Below are 14337 nucleotides of genomic sequence, written 5' to 3' on the forward strand. Positions count from 1 at the left end.
GTGTGCTACCTGGCCCTCGTATTACAACGACTGCTGGAACATCGATTGAAACAAGCGGGTGTGGAGGATTCCACCGCAAGCATTCAAGAAGCAGTTCGAAGTGCAACCTTTTCCCAACTCTCGATGAACAACAGCGAAATGTATATTAAACATGAGCCAGATCCCTTATTTCATCAAGCATGTAACGTTCTTGGCCTTCCTACACTTCCGACCTACGGTCGAGTAAACCAAAAATCGCATGCATATATACAACCGAAAAAATAAAATGATCTCCTCAATCGCTTGTCTACCAAGGGTTTGAGGAGATTTTTGCCGTTTGAAACTGCTAAAGTCAGGAAAAAAAGTCGTGCATACAACGAAGCCTGTCAGGCAGATCACTGCCTGGCAGGCTTCGTATGTGTACAGCGCTCAGGTGAAAGACAGGGTTCCGCCTATATGGCCTGCGTTCATTAAAGGTTGATGAAGCCTCTTTCTTCCAGGTATGACTTCATGTGCTCTCGTTTCACAGAGGAGAGCATGCCGGTGATCTGGGAAGTCCACGTATCCGCCCGGCTGCCGCCGGTGCGCTGTTCATAATAAGCTGAGACGACAGCATTGTATTCCTTCAGTGATGCTCTGTGCGCATCATCTTCCGGATAGCCGTTTTCGAAATAGATCCCCCCTTTTGGAAGGCGCGGCTTCTTGTCCGAATGATTTTCCGGATAGCCGACACACAGACCGAATACAGGCATAACATGGTCGGGCAGTCCTAACACATCACTGACGGCCTGGATGTTGTTACGAATGCCGCCTATGTAACAAATGCCCAGTCCCATGGATTCGGCAGCGAGCGCGCAGTTTTGAGCTGCAAGCGTAGCGTCGGTCAGTCCGACAATGAATTTTTCCGTCGAACGGACGGCGTCATCGACAGAAACGTCCTCTATTTCACCGGCGATTTTGTGCCGGTGGAAATCAGCGCAGAAGACAAAAAAATGGCCGTTTTCTGCGACGTACGGTTGGTTACCTGCAAGCGCGGCCAGTTCCTGTTTCATCGCATCGTCGGTAACCCCGATGATGGAATACGCCTGGACGTAGCTGGAGGTAGAGGCAGCCTGGGCTGCTTCGACGAGCGTGGTGATGGTCTCCTCGTTTAGTGGTTCGCTGCTGAAACTCCGGATGGAGCGGTGCTCGAGCATGGTTTTAATCGTTTCATTCATCAATGACAACCCCTTTCCAAAACATATTATACCAGAGGAAGTGTCCGTTCTGTTACACTTGCGCATTGTTCTTTCAATATCGGAAGCTCCTTGTCATAATGAGAGTAAGAGAAAGTAAAGGAAGGAGAGATCGTGGGTGTTAAAGAAGACGATTTTATCGATTCTGCTCGTGATGACTGCCGGACTGGTTGTTACTTTCAGCGTTTTGTCAGTCCTTGCCGTGATCGAAGCGCTTTAGAAGATGAAAGGAAAAGCCGATGATGCCGAAAAAGAAAGTGGAAACGTGTCGCGGCTCTTCGTCCGCCGATGTCTGCTCATAGAAGCATAGAGGATCGATTGGAGGAATCCAGGCTGCAGCTCTTGAGCCGGCTCCGATTTTAGACCCGCTGCCGGGAGAATCAGGCGCGGGTTTTTTGAGGTATAGGAATGGATAAGTTTTCATGCAGGAAGACCGCAGCTTCATGCGCTGCGCGGAAAGAAAACCTCTTTCTTCCCTCGAAAAGCTAGCGGCGCACGCCGTTCCGACCAAAAGGCGCTTGACGCTTTTTGGTCGGTGGCAGAGGGGCAGCCGGTTTATCATCGCAGACGTACGAAGAGCCTGCTCTTACAGGAAGAGCAGGCTCTTCGGCTTTCGGAAGACGCTATGCTTTCTTTTTCTTCTAAGAATGAAGGGAAGGGAGTACATAAGCTGGTAAAGGTTCTCAGCATGTGAGCCATGGTTGTTAACAGCACGGAGCATGGTATTTCGTTCAGCCGTTTCATCCTTGCGGTGCTGCCTCGTACCGGCGCTCGAACGTGCTGGAGATCAGGGGGGGGATCACTCCCCCTCTTCCTGAAATACCTTTCCTGATTCCACGATCCGTTGTTCTTTTATTTCCAACAGCCTGTCCATCAGTCCGGCACAGGAAGCATCGTTCGAGGCGAAGACAAGTGCGGCATCATGATGCCTGGCAGCGGCAATAATGTGTTCAATCAAAAACCGACGCTGCTCTGGTGTCAGGTCGCTGCCTGGGGCATCCAGCAGCATGAGCCGGGGTTCTTCCAGCAGAATTTTCGCCGCAACTGCACGGAGTTGAGCCTCCCGGTCGAGTCCGGCAATCTCGTCGGTTCGTTCGTCGCCGGTAAAATGCAGGTCATCCAGGACTCGTTCAATTCGGGAAGCATCTGGAGCGGATGGACCGAAGCTCAAGTTCTCACGCACGGACATTTCCGTATTTAAAGCGGCTTCATCATTCACAAAGCCGATGTGATTCCTTCTCCAGGATGCTCGATCCGCCAATTGCATTGTATCCTCACCAAGGACCGTCACACTGCCTTTGTTCGGCGGCGTCATGGCGGCGGTCATGCGCAGTGCAGTCGATCTGCCGCTGCGGACTGGGCCCGACAGCTGCACGATTTCACCTTGATTCACCCGCCAGTCAGCCTGATAAAATAACGTGCGCATGCCATCTTCGGTTTTGAATTTCTTTTCTACGTTGAGCCAGTGTACAGCATAGACCACGTAAAAAACCTCCTTACAGTTCGGATTCTCTGAACCTGCGCAGATCTTTTTTATTGCCAATCATGATAAGGATATCTCCTTCTTTAATGGGTTCAGAAGGATCGGGGGTCACGTCGACTTTGCCGAGCTGTTTAATCGCAATAATGGTACAGTCGTACTTGGACCGCGGGTCGAGCGTAATTAAGGTTTCTCCGGCCACTTTTTTCGTCGCAAGCATCTCTATGATGCTGTAGTCAGCAGACAGATCGATATAATCAAGGACGGTATCCGAAGTCAAATAGGCAGCAATTCTGCTTCCCATTTCTTTTTCCGGATGGAAAACACGATCTGCGCCAATTTTATCAAGTACTTTATGATGGTAGTTGTTCTGTGCCTTTACCCAGACGTTCGGTACGTTATGGTCTTTGATGTGAAGCGTTGTGAGGATACTAGCCTGAATATCGTCCCCTATAGCGATAATAACGTGGTCAAAGTTCCGTATGCCAATTTGTTCGAGCAGTGCTTCGTCCGTGCCATTGCCGCAGAATGTCTGCGTTGCAAATTCTTTTACTGCAGCGAGTTTTTTTTCATCGACATCCACTGCCGCAACTTCGTGTCCCATGTGGTACAATTCTTTACATATGCTTGAGCCGAACCGGCCGAGTCCTATAATTGCAAATTGTTTTTTCATAGTCAGTACCTTTCTTCCTCTCTTCCTCCTGGAAGGTTGTCCGCAAAAGTATAGCATTAGTGCTGAACATCAATCAAGACAGCAGATGGTTTACGGGGAGAAGCTGACGGTAACAATGAAAACAGCAGGGGGGCGCAGTCCGGAAGCTGCATCGAAAGAGAAACTCTCTGCTTGATTGAGAAGATAGGTGGTGTGACGAATGATTGAAGAAGTACCTGACATTATCGACGACATACAAGAGACCGTGACATGGGCGGATATCGGTATCGGCATCGGGATCTTTCTTGTCTTCCTGGTATTCAGAAAACTGTTTACGAACTATGTGTTTAAATTTATTTTAGCGTTGTCCCGGAAAGCACCTGTAGATACGCTGACGAATGTGCTGCTCGCGTTTGAGCGGCCGCTCCGATCGTTCTTTGTTTTTCTCGGGTTGTTCATTGCCTTTGTTTATTTTCCGATGGATGGCCTCTATCAGGAAACGGCAACGAGAATTTTCCGGACGCTGGTCATCTTCCATGCAGCCTGGGGGCTTTTTAACTTATCCGCAGCAACTTCTGCTGTCTTTACGCAGCTCGGAAGAAAATTCAGTATTGAATTTGATGATATTCTTCTTCCGTTCGTCTCCAAGCTCGTCCGCTTTGCGATTGTCGTCATGGCACTGAGTATCATCGCTTCCGAGTGGGATTACAATGTCAGCGGCTTTGTCGCCGGACTCGGGCTCGGCGGGCTTGCCTTTGCACTTGCAGCCCAGGAATCATTGAGCAATTTCTTCGGCGGCGTCGTCATTATCACGGAAAAGCCGTTTACTCTCGGAGATTGGATTCAGACCCCATCCGTAGAAGGGTTTGTCGAGGATATCTCGTTTCGTTCGACGAAAGTCCGCACTTTCGCGGATTCCGTTGTAATTGTCCCGAACTCCACGCTGGCAAATGAGCCAATTGAAAACTGGACAAAGATGGAGAAGAGGCAGATCAGCTTTAACCTTGCTCTGGAGTATGGAACGCCGAGACAGAAGCTTCAGCGCTGTGTCGAGCAGTTAAATGCAGAACTCACTTCAGATGACCGGATCGATCAGGATCTGATCATCGTCAGGTTCAGTGAATTCAACAGCAGCAGCCTCGATATCTTTCTGTATTTCTTCACCATTCCGACAGGCTGGGTGGAATACATGAAAATCAAAGAAGAGTTTAACTTCCGGGTGCTGGAGATCCTGGAAGAGGAAGGGGTGAACATGGCGTTTCCAACGCAGACGATTCATCTATCCAAGCAGGAGAGAGGTGGTGACGCGGATGATCTACAAAGCAGTGAAAAACCTCGAGCAGGGGCAGAAACTCGGTAAAAGCATCTTTGCCGAAGATGGAAGAATCTTACTCAACAAAGGAGTCACGCTGACGATTGGGATGCTGACTAAGCTGCGGAGTATGGGTGTGACGGCTGTATTCATCGAAGACGGCGCTTTTGACGACATCGTCATGGAAGAAGTGGTGTCGGATACGACGAAGCGGCAGACGATGAAGAGTGTTGCGAATGCCGTTCAATACATCCAGCAGGACAAGCCGATCAATGGACAGGAAATCGGCGGGGCAGTTGATATGATTATCGAAGAGGTGCTCGGCAGCTCCGATGTTCTCTACAACATGACAGATATCCGAACGGAAGATAATGAACTTTTTGTTCATTTGACTCAGGTATGCATCCTCTCCACCCTGATCGGTGTGCAGCTGCGTATTTCAAGAGAGCGTGTGAAAGATCTTGCAGTCGGTGCGCTGCTTCATGATGCCGGCAAAGTCATCCACTCTGGAGCCCAGCGGAATCTTCCCGCGGGATACAAAGGCGATGAAGAGGAACTGCAGCACCATGCCTGGAAAGGATTTAATCTTCTCCGCAGATCCGCGGATATCAGTACGCTCTCGGCGCACATCGCTCTTGCCCACCACGAAGCTGTCGATGGCAGCGGGAGTCCCCGTGGCATGAAAGGGGACGATATTCACGCACTCGCTAAAATTGTAGCTGTCACCAATGAGTACGACCGGCTGGTGTCCGGCCACAGGGAAGAGACGATGTTTCCCCATGAAGCCTGCGAATACATTATGAGCCGGACGAACTCGAAATACGATCATCACATCGTCTGGCAGTTCCTCCGCTGTGTCGCCTTTTATCCAAACGGTACCCAGGTCAGGCTTTCCGACGGCAGGATTGGGGTGGTGACCGGGCAGCACAAAGGACTTCCACAGCGGCCGATTGTCCGTTGTTACGAGTCGGACGAAAATGCTTCCTTCCAGGAAGTAGATCTGGCCGAGGCAACGACGACCTTTATCAGCCGAGTATTTGACTGAGCGTAACCGTTGCATTTTCGTTCCCGCAATTCTATGATAAAATAGGCAATTGAGCGAACAATTTAGGAGGTAATTACACATGAAACAGATGGACGCAAACGAAATAATCCAGTACATTTCCGACGCAGAAAAATCAACACCGGTAAAAGTACATATCAAAGGAGACCTGGACGGGATCGACTTTGGTGAAAATACAAAATCATTCATTCAAAACGGCACGGGCGTTTTGTTTGGCGAATGGGCAGACATTGAACCGGTGCTTGAGCAGCACGCGGACCGGATCAACGACCATGTCGTGGAAAACGACCGGCGCAATTCAGCGATTCCGCTTCTCGATATGAAAAACATCCGAGCGCGCATTGAGCCGGGTGCCTTGATCCGCGAGCAGGTGGAAATTGGAGATTCGGCCGTTATTATGATGGGTGCCTCCATCAATATCGGCTCTGTCGTAGGAGACGGAACGATGATTGACATGAACGCAGTACTAGGCGGTCGTGCTACCGTCGGGAAGAACTGCCACATTGGAGCAGGTGCTGTTCTCGCTGGTGTCATTGAGCCGCCGTCTGCTAAGCCGGTGACCGTGGAAGACGGCGTTGTGATTGGCGCGAACGCTGTTGTGCTCGAAGGCGTAACTGTAGGCGAAGGTGCAGTTATCGCAGCTGGAGCGATCGTGACGGAAGACGTCCCTGCCAATTCCGTAGCAGCAGGAACGCCGGCACGTGTCATCAAGCAAATTGATGACCAGACAAAAGGGAAAACGGAAATCAAGCAGGAACTTCGGAAGCTGAAGTAAGATGAATACGACAATCAACGGGAAGCGCCTGGTGGATATCCGCCGGGCGCTTCATCAAATACCCGAGTCGGGATTTACAGAGCATAAAACTCAGGCTTTTCTGCTTGAGGAGATCCGGGCGCTGAACTCGTCGTTCGTGGAAATCCAGACATGGAAAACTGGGATTCTCGTCCTTGTCCGTGGACGGACAGGGGAAAAAACAATCGGCTGGCGCAGCGATATGGACGGTCTGCCGATGAAAGAGGAGACAGGTCTGCCGTTTTCCTCCGGCCACGAAGGGATGATGCATGCCTGCGGTCACGACCTGCATATGACACTAGGACTTGCAGCGCTGACCCACTTCGCCGCCCATCAGCCGGAACAAAACCTGCTGTTTCTCTTTCAGCCGGCGGAAGAAGGGCCTGGAGGGGCGGAGCCGATGCTGCAGTCGGAAGCATTCCGCCAGTGGCGTCCTGATGAGATATATGCGCTTCATATCGCACCGGAACTGCCAGTCGGCACAGCAGCAACGAAGCCGGGAATTCTTTTTGCAAACACGAGTGAACTGTTTGTCGACTTCTACGGGAAGGGCGGGCATGCTGCTTATCCGCATAAGACGGAGGACATGGTCGTCGCTGTCAGCCATTTCGTGAATCAGCTGCAGACCATCACTGCGAGAAATGTTCCGCCGCTGGATGCCGCTGTAGTGACCATCGGAAAACTGGAAGCTGGAACGAAGCAGAATGTGATCGCTGGACATGCGAGAGCGGAAGGAACGATCCGTACGTTGTCCACAGCTTCCATGCAGGAAATAAAAACAAGAATTGAAAAGATGACCAAGGGCATCGAATCTTCGTTTTCCTGTCGAGCTGAGATCGATTATGGCGCCAACTACTGTCAGGTGTATAACAATGAGCAGCTGACGTCCGCCTTTACTGAATCGGCCCGTCAATCGCAGCATGTGACATTTCAGGCATGCGATAAAGCGATGACCGGAGAAGATTTCGGGTATTTTCTGGAGGGAATTCCCGGCCTCATGTTCTGGCTTGGGGTAGGGAGTGAAGCCGGACTTCACTCGCCGGAACTGCAGCCGGATGAAGGGGCGCTGGAACCCGGTGTTGCTTTTCTGATTGAATGGCTGAGCGGGCGGAGTCGATCAGCTTCTGAAGAAGCATAGACGGCTGCGCCGGGCGAGGAATGAGAGGCCGTTCCTGCAGTTCGTTCTGGTCACGATCCGGGACGCATGCGTCCAGCAGCAGGAAAAACGAGGCTGGAACACCATAGCCGTAAATGAACGAGACCCTCACCAACAGCATGGTGAGGGTCTTCTGCATCGTAGCAGGATACCTTCCCGCGTTACGTGAGGTCGGCGACGTCCTGACAAAACCGGAGGCATCCTTTCGATTGTTCGAGAAATCATTGATCGCGACTCTACTTCATTGGAACGTTTTTGTCTCCTTTTTCCTGCGGGAGGAATGAGGAAAGATCAGGCTTCTACATTTTTGGTCATATAAACTTGATGCGGGTAAGGAATTTCAATTCCGTTTGCATCAAGAGCTTCTTTAATCGCCTTGCGGAATTCCCGTTCGACGCTCCACTGCTCCATGTTCTCGGTCTGGGCCAGCACACGGATAACGACATCGCTGTCCCCGAATGCCTGGACGCCGACGACATCCGGCCCTTCTTTAATTTTCGTGCCAAAGTTTTCTGCGGCACCGCTGCATGCATCCTGGATGACTTTCACTGCTTCATCAATGTTTTCATCATAGGAGATGCCGATGTCCACCAGAGCCCTCATGTTGGAGCGTGAGTGGTTGCTGAGACTGCCGATCTCCCGGTTCGGAATATAATGGACCGTTCCGTCAAATCCTCTCAGGCGGGTAGTGCGGAGACCGACCTCTTCCACGATGCCGTCCATACCGGCAGCCGTGATGTATTCATCGACATCCATTTGTTTCTCGAGAAGAATAAAGAATCCTGTAACGACATCGCTCACCAGTCCCTGTGCACCGAAACCAACGGCGAGACCGATGATGCCGGCACCAGCGATGAGCGCCGAGACGTTATAGTTGAAAATTCCTGCGATAAAGGTGATCAGGATAAAAATAAGCAGGTAGGAAAAAATGTTGGTTGCCAGCTTTTCCAATGTTTTGGTTCTGCTGGGTGCCATGTTCTTCTGTTCTCCCATTTTCCGAAAACTGGAGGAGATGAATTTCTTCCCAATCGCGCGGGCAATAAAGAAAACGATGAAAATTCCAATGAGTTGTGTGATAATGGTGACCGCGTTCGTGGCGATAACCGACCAGTTGATTGGTGCGATCCATTCTGGCATGACTGTCAAAACCCCTTCCACAAAAGTGTACGCTACGTATTCTATCACAAAGGCGTTTGGAATTGGAACAACAGGAATTGAAACATAGCAGTTCTTTCGATATGATAGGTTTGGTTAGGAAAGGGGGCAGGCAGCCTCGCTGCTGAATATACATGAAAAAACAATTTGCGGTTATTGGACTCGGCCGTTTTGGCGGCAGTATCTGCCGAGAGCTGAATGAACTTGGTATGGAAGTGCTGGCTATCGATATACATGAAGAAAAAGTGAATGAGTATGCGTCGGTGGCCACTCATGCGGCCGTCGCTGACACGACGGATGAAAACACGCTTCGGAGTCTCGGCATCCGTAATTTCGACCACGTGATTGTCGCAATCGGCGATAACATTCAGGCCAGCATTTTAACGACACTGATGCTTGGAGAAGTGGGCGTTCCGCATATAACAGTGAAAGCTCAGAATGACTATCATGAGAAGGTACTGAATAAAATTGGGGCTCACAAGGTTGTACATCCGGAGCGGGATATGGGGATCCGCATTGCGCACAACATCGTGTCGAAAAACGTGCTCGACTATCTGGAGCTTTCAGACGAATACAGCATCGTGGAGCTGATTGCAGGAAGAAGAGTCGATGGGCATTCCCTCATTGATCTGGATATTCGTGCACAGTACGGCTGTAATATCATGGCTGTTAAACGGGAAGAAGAAATCGATGTATCCCCGAAAGCAGATGAAAGTCTGCAGTCAGGCGACATTTTGATTGTCATCGGCGCAGACCGGGATATCACGCGCATGGAACAGGAACTATTCAACGATGACTCGGATTAACGCCGCGGCTGCTGCCGCAGCATCCTCCCGCGGACAAATACGAGGATGAACCAGAAGAAATAATCAGAAAGACGGTGCCCGCGCAGTCAGCTGTCGGGCACCGCTTTTATGTGATAAGGATGGATATGTTCTCATCAAGGGAAACGGCGGTACACGCCGTCCCGAACAAAAGGCGCTCTGGAGAAATCAAGACCGTACGCTCTCTGTCAGGGGTTGATCCTCAATAGACAAGCCCGTGGGAAAAGCAGGGGCTGAAGATGCCCCGTCGCTGTAGTTGCGACGATTAGCTGAAGCCTTGCCCGCGGCAAGCGGTTGTTCATTGGAAGAATCAACCCCCCTCATACAGAAAGCCCTCACCGACATGGTAAGGGCTTCTTTCTATACTGGTTTTTGTCCCAGCCTCCTCTTTCGGTTCTTCTTGATGACACGAGAACAGAGAAAGCTGTCAAGAAGGAACAGCGCGTGTAAGACGCAGAGAAGGACAGGACCTTCTCTGCAGGCGGCAGCACGTCATGCACCGCTCCGGACCGTGTGTCCGGTGAAAATGCAGCCTGGCTGCTCCTGTAAAGAGACGTTACACTTCCATGATAATCGGAAGGATCATTGGCTTCCGCTTCGTTTTTTCGTAGAGAAACGGTCCGAGTGTATCAGAAATGGAATTCTTAATTTCTGACCACTGCGTCGTTTTAGAGCCCATCATCTGCTGAAGGTGGCCGTGCAGCTTCCGCTGTGCTTCGTTGATCAGGTCGCTAGATTCTCTCATATAGACGAAACCTCGTGAGATGATATCCGGACCGGACGCCACTTTGTATTCTTTCAGGTTCAGACTCACGACGACAACAACCAGACCTTCTTCGGAAAGGATACGGCGGTCGCGGAGCACGATGTTTCCGATATCACCGATACCACTGCCGTCCACATATACCGATCCACCAGGCACTTTACCGGCTGGAGCAGCTTCTTCTTTGTCCATCGCAAGAACGTCGCCGATATCCATGACGAAGCAGTTTTCTTCCGGGACACCGCATTCCTGTGCCATGTCTGCGTGCATTTTCAACATGCGGTATTCCCCGTGTATCGGCATGAAGTATTTCGGTTTCATGAGACGCAGCATCAGTTTCTGCTCTTCCTGGCTTCCATGTCCGGAAGTATGGATGTCGTTTAGAGATCCATGAATCACTTCTGCACCTGCGCGGAAAAGCTGGTTGATGATTTTGCTGACGCTGAGCGTGTTCCCAGGGATCGGAGAAGAAGAAAAGACAACGGTATCTCCAGGGATAATCTGAATCTGACGGTGCGTTCCGTGTGCGATTCTGGAGAGAGCCGCCATAGGTTCTCCCTGACTTCCCGTACATAAAATCAGTACTTGGTCAGCGGGCAGCTTATTCAGCTGGGAAGCGTCGACGAAGGTGCTGTCCGGTGCTTTGATGTAGCCGAGTTCCCGTCCAATCGTGATGGCGGATTCCATGCTTCTGCCGAAAACAGCCACTTTCCGTCGGTATTTCACCGCAGATTCGACAGCCTGCTGGAGACGGTAAATGTTCGATGCGAAAGTTGCAAAGATGATGCGACCATCCACTTTTCGGAAAATAGACTCAATACTTTCGCCGACTTTCCGCTCGGACATGGTGAAGCCGGGTACTTCGGCGTTCGTGCTGTCGGAAAGCAGTGCAAGCACGCCTTCTTCGCCGATTTTCGCCATTTTAGATAAGTTAGCCGGTTCGCCGACAGGGGTGAAATCGAACTTGAAATCACCAGTCTGTACAATATTTCCGGATGGTGTTTTTACGACAACACCGTAGGAATCCGGGATACTGTGGGTTGTCTGAAAGAAGGAGACGGAAGTTTTCTGAAACTTAACGACCGTATCCTCGTTGATTTCGTGCAGTTTGGCTGAACGAAGCAGCCCGTGCTCATCCAGCTTGTTCCGGATCAGCGCCAGTGCCAGTTTCCCGGCATAAATCGGCACATTCATCGTTTTTAGAAGATACGGAACCCCGCCGATGTGGTCTTCATGTCCGTGAGTAATGAATACTCCGCGGATTTTATCGGCATTTTTGACGAGGTAGGTGTAATCCGGGATGACATAGTCAATCCCGAGCAGTTCATCTTCCGGAAATTTAATACCGGAATCGATGACGATAATTTCGTCCTGGAACTGTACTGCATACATGTTTTTGCCGATTTCTCCAAGGCCCCCCAGAGCAAATACGGCAACCTGATGATTTTTTACTTTCATTGATCAAGCTGCTCCACTTCAAAATCATCATTGTTGTTCTTTTCATACGACAAGGCATCGTCAGAGAGGGGGGTTACATACTCAATGTTGTAATCTCTGTTTTTTAATCCTTTTCGCACTTCTTCTTCGGTTTCTGCTTCTACATACATGGCATTTGTGCGTTCACGCACAGGGACTTCGCCGAGCGTGTCCTGGTAATAGACTTTAAAAATCAAGCAGATCCACTCCTTTGTTTTTAGTAGAATTGATTGTTGCGTACAGGTTGTAAAAGTCCGTCTGTATTTCAATTCCGCTGTATACGTCTGGGTTGACACTGGAACAGATACACATGACGATGTGCTTCCGGCAGACTGTTCCTCGTATAAACAGCTTCGTTGAAATCCGATCTCTCCACCTTTTCCATATTTTAAACCTTCCCTGCCCTCAATTCAAGGACCAGCTGTCACTTGGTGTGGTAGAAAGCCAAAATACAGGCGGGATGTGGTACAAAAAAAGACGCCTGCCTGAGGTCGGGCGGCGTCTGAATAAACGTTTTCGGGCGGTTTAAATGACCATCTCTTTTTCGCTTCTTGCAACAACCGCCCTGGAAGGAAGCGGGGCTTTGAGTTCGTCTTCAAGGGAATCAATCCGGTCGTAGAACATAATTCCGTCCAGGTGGTCGATTTCATGCTGGACAACAATGGCTTCGTACCCGCGGAAACGGAGAACGACTTCTTCGCCGAAACGGTCGAATGCCTTTACTTTAATTCTCGCATACCGTGGGACAATCCCTTCTACCGATCGATCCACAGAGAGGCATCCTTCACCGGATTCGAGGTACGCTGTTTCCTGGGAATGCGAAGCGATTTTTGGATTAATCAGGGCAAACTCCCGGGCGAATCCATCTTCATCTGCCGTCCGCACAGCAATCATGCGTTTACTGATGTTGATCTGCGGTGCGGCAAGTCCTACACCGGAACGCAGGCCGAGCGCTTCTGCCTGCTCCGGATCCTGACTGTTTCTTAAGAATTCCATCATGTCATCCAGAATAGACACATCCACCTCACTCGGCGGCAGGCTGATTTCGGATGCTTCTTTTCTCAGATTGGGATGACCCTCCCGTATAATATCCTGCATAGTAATCATAGCTGTACTCCTTTCCTGACATCATCTATTCTAGTATAAACATTCAAAAGGTGAAACGCTATAATCGTGAGAATCTTTCCATCATAGTAAGCACCGGCAGATTTATCTTGTAATATTACTGGAATTAAGGTAGTTTTGTAGTGATTGATATTTAGAGGAGGAACTATGTTGAAAAAGTGGATGATACCTTCAGCAGCATTGTTTATTCTGGCTGCCTGTAATGATGAGAATATCGGCGAACTAGTATTTGAAGACTGGGAAGCAGCAGTGGAAATAGAGCAGGAGATCAGCACGATTCAGGAACCATTGTCCGAACGGGAGCAGCAGGAGTCAGAGTGGTACCAGGAAATGCTCGAGCTTTCAGAAGTAGAGGAAATCGAGCCGCTTTCTGAAGAGGCAGTTACGTCAGCTGAAGAGCGTCGAGATTTGATGGAGGAAGAGCAGCAGATTATCGAAACATCTTATGATCAATTTCACGAATCATCAGAACATGTGGATCAAATGGAAGAAGAAAAGCAGCAGGCAGCAGACCGGGTGTTTGAGGCCATGGAAGAACGATATGAGGCCTATCAGGACCTGCACGATCAATACATAACGTCGATCGATGAAGACATCACTTTGTATGAAATGATCGCTTCGGAATCTGTTGAGATCGAAGAACTGCAGGAACAGCACGATACGGTTAATGAGATGTACAGCATGATTGCAGATAAAAACAACGCCTTCAATGATGCGACAGAAGAATTCAACGAAGAAAAAACGAATTTCTACAGCACAGCTGATCTGAACGTGGTCGACGAGGAGGAATAAGAGCCTCGCCGCCCAGGCCATGAACGATCTGCTGAACGACCTGCACGAACCGGCGATCTAATGAGTGGATCGCCGGTTCGTGTTTTTTCATGACAACATCCATTCTTCCGATAGTGGGGGGAGGCGGCTCTTCCTTGTAACTTCGGTTCTAAAATAAATCTGGGGCAGAGGTTCCTTTCCGTGGCATCTTTTCTTCCGTTTCAGGCGGACGCCTGCTCTCCACTTTCCTCGCATTGCGATGAGAGTGGAGGGCGGCGCTTGATCCCTCTGGCGTCGCCGCCCTCCATACTGAAAAGGTGTCGTTTTGTTTTTTTGAGAGAATCCTAAGTGCGCCATTTGAAAAATGTCTGAGCATGCCTGAGCCTGTCTAACATATGGATGAGAACCGTAACGTCCGACGCCAACTGTAACGACCAGGAGGCGCTCGGCCTTTTTTGCATCATTGGAGCATAAGCACACAGGGGAATTTACAGCGGGGTGCATATAATCTGGAAGGAAAGGGTAGGAGGAATAGAGGTGTTCTGTGAAGCAG

General features: G+C 50.0%; 13 protein-coding genes and 1 pseudogene. 7 read left to right on the forward strand and 7 right to left on the reverse strand.

Translation table 11 applies throughout. The features are described from left to right. Positions 1-264 (forward strand): annotated as a pseudogene (locus G477_RS21465) (IS1634 family transposase); the annotation flags it as partial. A 185-nt stretch (positions 265-449) separates the two neighbouring features. On the opposite strand, the gene nfsA reads toward G477_RS21465, so the two are convergent. From nfsA to G477_RS0111910, 3 genes are all read right to left on the reverse strand, one after another. Next, positions 450-1196, reverse strand: coding sequence for an oxygen-insensitive NADPH nitroreductase (gene nfsA, locus G477_RS0111890; RefSeq protein ID WP_026698134.1), 747 nt, complete (start codon positions 1194-1196; stop codon positions 450-452). A gap of 817 nt (positions 1197-2013) precedes the next feature. Beyond that, a complete protein-coding gene (locus tag G477_RS0111905) occupies positions 2014-2697 on the reverse strand; it encodes an ATP-binding cassette domain-containing protein (RefSeq protein WP_026698137.1) in 684 nt (227 codons plus the stop codon). A gap of 13 nt (positions 2698-2710) precedes the next feature. Beyond that, positions 2711-3367 (reverse strand): potassium channel family protein, encoded by a 657-nt coding sequence (locus G477_RS0111910; RefSeq protein WP_026698138.1) that lies wholly within the window; start codon positions 3365-3367, stop codon positions 2711-2713. A gap of 199 nt (positions 3368-3566) precedes the next feature. On the opposite strand from G477_RS0111910, the gene G477_RS0111915 reads away from it, so the two are divergent. From G477_RS0111915 to G477_RS0111930, 4 genes are all read left to right on the forward strand, one after another. Further along, positions 3567-4706, forward strand: coding sequence for a mechanosensitive ion channel family protein (locus tag G477_RS0111915; protein ID WP_051287982.1), 1140 nt, complete (start codon positions 3567-3569; stop codon positions 4704-4706). Beyond that, positions 4657-5703, forward strand: a complete 1047-nt coding sequence (locus G477_RS0111920; protein ID WP_026698140.1) for an HD-GYP domain-containing protein — start codon at positions 4657-4659, stop codon at positions 5701-5703. The genes G477_RS0111915 and G477_RS0111920 overlap by 50 nt, the downstream gene beginning before the upstream one ends. A 79-nt stretch (positions 5704-5782) precedes the next feature. Continuing rightward, positions 5783-6496, forward strand: coding sequence for a 2,3,4,5-tetrahydropyridine-2,6-dicarboxylate N-acetyltransferase (dapD, locus tag G477_RS0111925; protein ID WP_026698141.1), 714 nt, complete (start codon positions 5783-5785; stop codon positions 6494-6496). A gap of 1 nt (position 6497) precedes the next feature. After that, the gene (locus tag G477_RS0111930; RefSeq protein WP_026698142.1) at positions 6498-7652 is read left to right on the forward strand and encodes an N-acetyldiaminopimelate deacetylase; all 1155 of its coding nucleotides are present in this window, start codon (positions 6498-6500) and stop codon (positions 7650-7652) included. A gap of 309 nt (positions 7653-7961) precedes the next feature. Here G477_RS0111930 and G477_RS0111940 read toward each other — a convergent pair whose 3' ends face one another. Next, entirely contained in the window at positions 7962-8807 is an 846-nt protein-coding gene (locus G477_RS0111940) for a mechanosensitive ion channel family protein (RefSeq protein ID WP_026698144.1), read from the reverse strand. A 152-nt stretch (positions 8808-8959) separates the two neighbouring features. On the opposite strand from G477_RS0111940, the gene G477_RS0111945 reads away from it, so the two are divergent. After that, positions 8960-9631 carry a potassium channel family protein gene (locus tag G477_RS0111945; RefSeq protein WP_026698145.1) on the forward strand — a complete coding sequence of 224 codons (672 nt, stop codon included), beginning with the start codon at positions 8960-8962 and terminating at the stop codon, positions 9629-9631. A 574-nt stretch (positions 9632-10205) separates the two neighbouring features. Here the strand turns inward: G477_RS0111945 and rnjA are convergent. The 3 genes from rnjA to def all read right to left on the reverse strand — a co-directional run bounded on the left by rnjA (position 10206) and on the right by def (position 12995). Then, a complete protein-coding gene (rnjA, locus tag G477_RS0111950; RefSeq protein WP_026698146.1) occupies positions 10206-11870 on the reverse strand; it encodes a ribonuclease J1 in 1665 nt (554 codons plus the stop codon). After that, on the reverse strand, positions 11867-12085 hold the full coding sequence (locus G477_RS0111955) for a DNA-dependent RNA polymerase subunit epsilon (RefSeq protein ID WP_026698147.1): 219 nt from the start codon (positions 12083-12085) through the stop codon (positions 11867-11869). The genes rnjA and G477_RS0111955 overlap by 4 nt, the downstream gene beginning before the upstream one ends. 328 nt (positions 12086-12413) lie before the next feature. Beyond that, complete coding sequence (gene def / locus G477_RS0111960; RefSeq protein ID WP_026698148.1) at positions 12414-12995, reverse strand: peptide deformylase; 582 nt, start codon at positions 12993-12995, stop codon at positions 12414-12416. A 168-nt stretch (positions 12996-13163) separates the two neighbouring features. Between def and G477_RS0111965 the strand changes: the two genes are divergently transcribed. After that, positions 13164-13805 (forward strand): YkyA family protein, encoded by a 642-nt coding sequence (locus tag G477_RS0111965; protein ID WP_051287984.1) that lies wholly within the window; start codon positions 13164-13166, stop codon positions 13803-13805. Positions 13806-14337 lie beyond the last annotated feature (532 nt).

Origin of the sequence: Alkalicoccus chagannorensis DSM 18086 (assembly GCF_000429725.1) — a bacterium.
Taxonomy (GTDB): domain Bacteria; phylum Bacillota; class Bacilli; order Bacillales; family Salisediminibacteriaceae; genus Alkalicoccus; species Alkalicoccus chagannorensis.